At 46.0% G+C, this 2,603-nt stretch carries 3 protein-coding genes; 2 read left to right on the top strand and 1 reads right to left on the bottom strand.

The genetic code is table 11. The features are described 5' to 3' along the window. Positions 1 to 229: 229 nt before the first annotated feature. The gene (locus tag ACNQ0T_RS23075; protein ID WP_001572373.1) at positions 230 to 1,849 is read left to right on the top strand and encodes a phosphoethanolamine--lipid A transferase MCR-9.1; all 1,620 of its coding nucleotides are present in this window, start codon (positions 230 to 232) and stop codon (positions 1,847 to 1,849) included. Between the two features lie 76 nt (positions 1,850 to 1,925). Beyond that, positions 1,926 to 2,402, top strand: coding sequence for a WbuC family cupin fold metalloprotein (locus ACNQ0T_RS23070; RefSeq protein ID WP_001572372.1), 477 nt, complete (start codon positions 1,926 to 1,928; stop codon positions 2,400 to 2,402). Here the strand turns inward: ACNQ0T_RS23070 and ACNQ0T_RS23065 are convergent. After that, on the bottom strand, positions 2,403 to 2,603 hold a 201-nt coding region (locus ACNQ0T_RS23065; protein WP_218969450.1), incomplete at its 5' end, for a hypothetical protein. It abuts the gene before it with no gap.

The following is a 2,603-nucleotide window of genomic DNA, read 5'->3' as shown; positions in this document are numbered from 1 at the left end:
TGACGAAAGCAGGTATGCCTGAAAGCGTGCGTATTGCCTGAAAACACAACCCGCTACGGGGGAGACTTACCCGAAATCTGATTTATTCAACAAAGCCTCGTTAAGGTTAACCTAAGATTTCAGAATGATAATCTCTGCTTTGCAGCGAATAAGGCAATCATAATATTAGATTGAATTGTTGTAATTATCATCAATGTTTTTACTGGTTTACTATTTTCCGGAGGTGTTAATGCCTGTACTTTTCAGGGTGAAAGTTATTCCGCTGGTTTTACTTCTGGCAATGATCTTTGCGTTTTTACTTAACTGGCCAATATTGCTGCATTTTTACGAGATTTTGTCGCATTTAGAGCATGTCAAAATTGGTTTTGTCATTTCTATTCCCTTTGTTCTGGTTGCGGCGCTTAACGTTGTTTTTATGCCTTTCTCAGTTCGTTTTCTGCTGAAACCTTTCTTTGCTTTACTGTTTATCACTGGCTCACTGGTCAGTTATTCGACACTAAAATATAAAGTAATGTTTGATCAAACGATGATTCAAAACATTATTGAAACTAACCCCCAGGAAGCGCATTCCTATCTTAATGGCTCAATTATTATATGGTTCGTCTTTACCGGTATCCTTCCTGCCATCCTCCTTTTTTCAATAAAAATTCAATATCCTGAAAAATGGTATAAAGGCATTGCTTACCGTTTGCTCTCCGTGCTGGCATCGTTGAGTTTGATTGCAGGTGTTGCCGCACTTTATTATCAGGATTATGCCTCTGTCGGCCGCAATAACTCGACATTGAATAAAGAGATCATCCCGGCGAACTACGCTTACAGCACTTTCCAGTATGTTAAGGATACGTACTTTACGACTAAAGTGCCTTTCCAGACGCTGGGGAATGATGCTAAACGCGTCGTCGCTCACGAAAAACCCACGCTGATGTTCCTGGTGATTGGCGAAACGGCACGCAGCCAGAATTTCTCGATGAACGGTTATTCGCGTGATACCAATGCCTTTACCAGCAAATCCGGCGGCGTTATTTCGTTTAAAAATATGCATTCCTGCGGTACCGCTACCGCAATATCCGTTCCGTGCATGTTCTCGAATATGAATCGCACCGAGTACGACAGTAAAAAAGCATCTAACAGTGAAAATTTCCTCGACATCGTGCAGAAAACCGGTGTCTCGCTGTTATGGAAAGAGAACGATGGCGGTTGTAAAGGCGTATGTAGCCGCATCCCGACTGTCGAAATTAAGCCTAGTGATAACCCGAAACTGTGCGATGGCAAAACGTGCCATGACGAGGTGATGCTGGAAAACCTTGATGATGAAATCGCCAAAATGCCAGGTGATAAGCTTGTCGCCTTCCATATCATTGGCAGCCATGGACCGACTTATTACCTGCGTTATCCGGCTGAGCATCGCCACTTCATGCCCGAATGTGCACGTAGCGATATCGAAAACTGTACTCAGGAACAATTGGTCAACACCTACGACAACACCCTTCGTTATACAGACTATGTATTAGCTGAGATGATTGAAAAGCTAAAAAATTACAGCGATCAGTACAACACCGTGCTGCTTTATGTGTCCGATCATGGTGAATCATTGGGCGAAAGCGGGCTATATCTGCACGGCACGCCGTACAAACTGGCACCGGATCAGCAGACGCATATTCCGATGCAGGTCTGGATGTCACCGGGCTTTATCGCCGGGAAACACATCAACATGTCTTGCCTTGAAAATAATGCGGCGAAAAAATCATATTCCCACGACAACCTGTTCTCATCGATTTTGGGGCTGTGGGACGTAAGCACCAGCGTCTATAATCCTGACCGCGATTTGTTCCGCGAATGCCGTGGCTAATCGATTGTTAGTATAACAAAAAGCCTTACGGCAACCTGGTTGCCGTAAGCTGCAAGAATGCAATAAGGCTTATAATATGAAACAACTTACTTTCAACGACCTACGCAAGCAAAGCGCACAAGCCGCAAATTCCCCCCGCTTACGTGCCCATCATAATTTCCACCCTGAATTGAGCGACCCGGTGCAGCGTCTGGCTATTGCTATGGAACCGGGAACTTATGTTCGCCCTCATCGCCACCCGCATACTTTTGAACTGCTGACATCCCTTACCGGTCGCTTTTTGGTATTGAACTTTGATGACCTGGGTAACCTGACCCAGCGCGTCGTGTTAGGTGAGGACTGTAAAGTGCTGGAGATGGATGCAGGCACCTGGCATACCGTATTGTCACTGGATGAAGGCGGCGTTATTTTTGAGGTAAAACACGGTAGGTACCAGCCTGTTGCTGATCAAGATGCCGCCCCATGGGCCCCCGCCGAAAACGAGCCGGGAACTGCAGAGCTGATGAAATGGTACACACAGGCGCAAGTAGGTGATGGCGGATATCCGCGGTAATTAATGCGTTGCACGGAGTGCCATTCTCTCCTTCGCGCCAACTTCAAAGGCTAAGACGCTTCCTCCCAAATCACCTACTCGTAAACCTGTGGCAAGAGTAGAGGCACTGTTGCAAATAGTCGGTGGTGATAAACTTATCATCCCCTTTTGCTGATGGAGCTGCACATGAACCCATTCAAAGGCCGGCATTTTCAGCGTGAC

Source organism: Enterobacter cloacae complex sp.6700776, from assembly GCF_048284255.1.
GTDB classification, from domain to species: domain Bacteria; phylum Pseudomonadota; class Gammaproteobacteria; order Enterobacterales; family Enterobacteriaceae; genus Enterobacter; species Enterobacter intestinihominis.
Note: the sequence above shows the minus strand (reverse complement) of the source record. Positions and strands in the feature narration are given on the sequence as shown.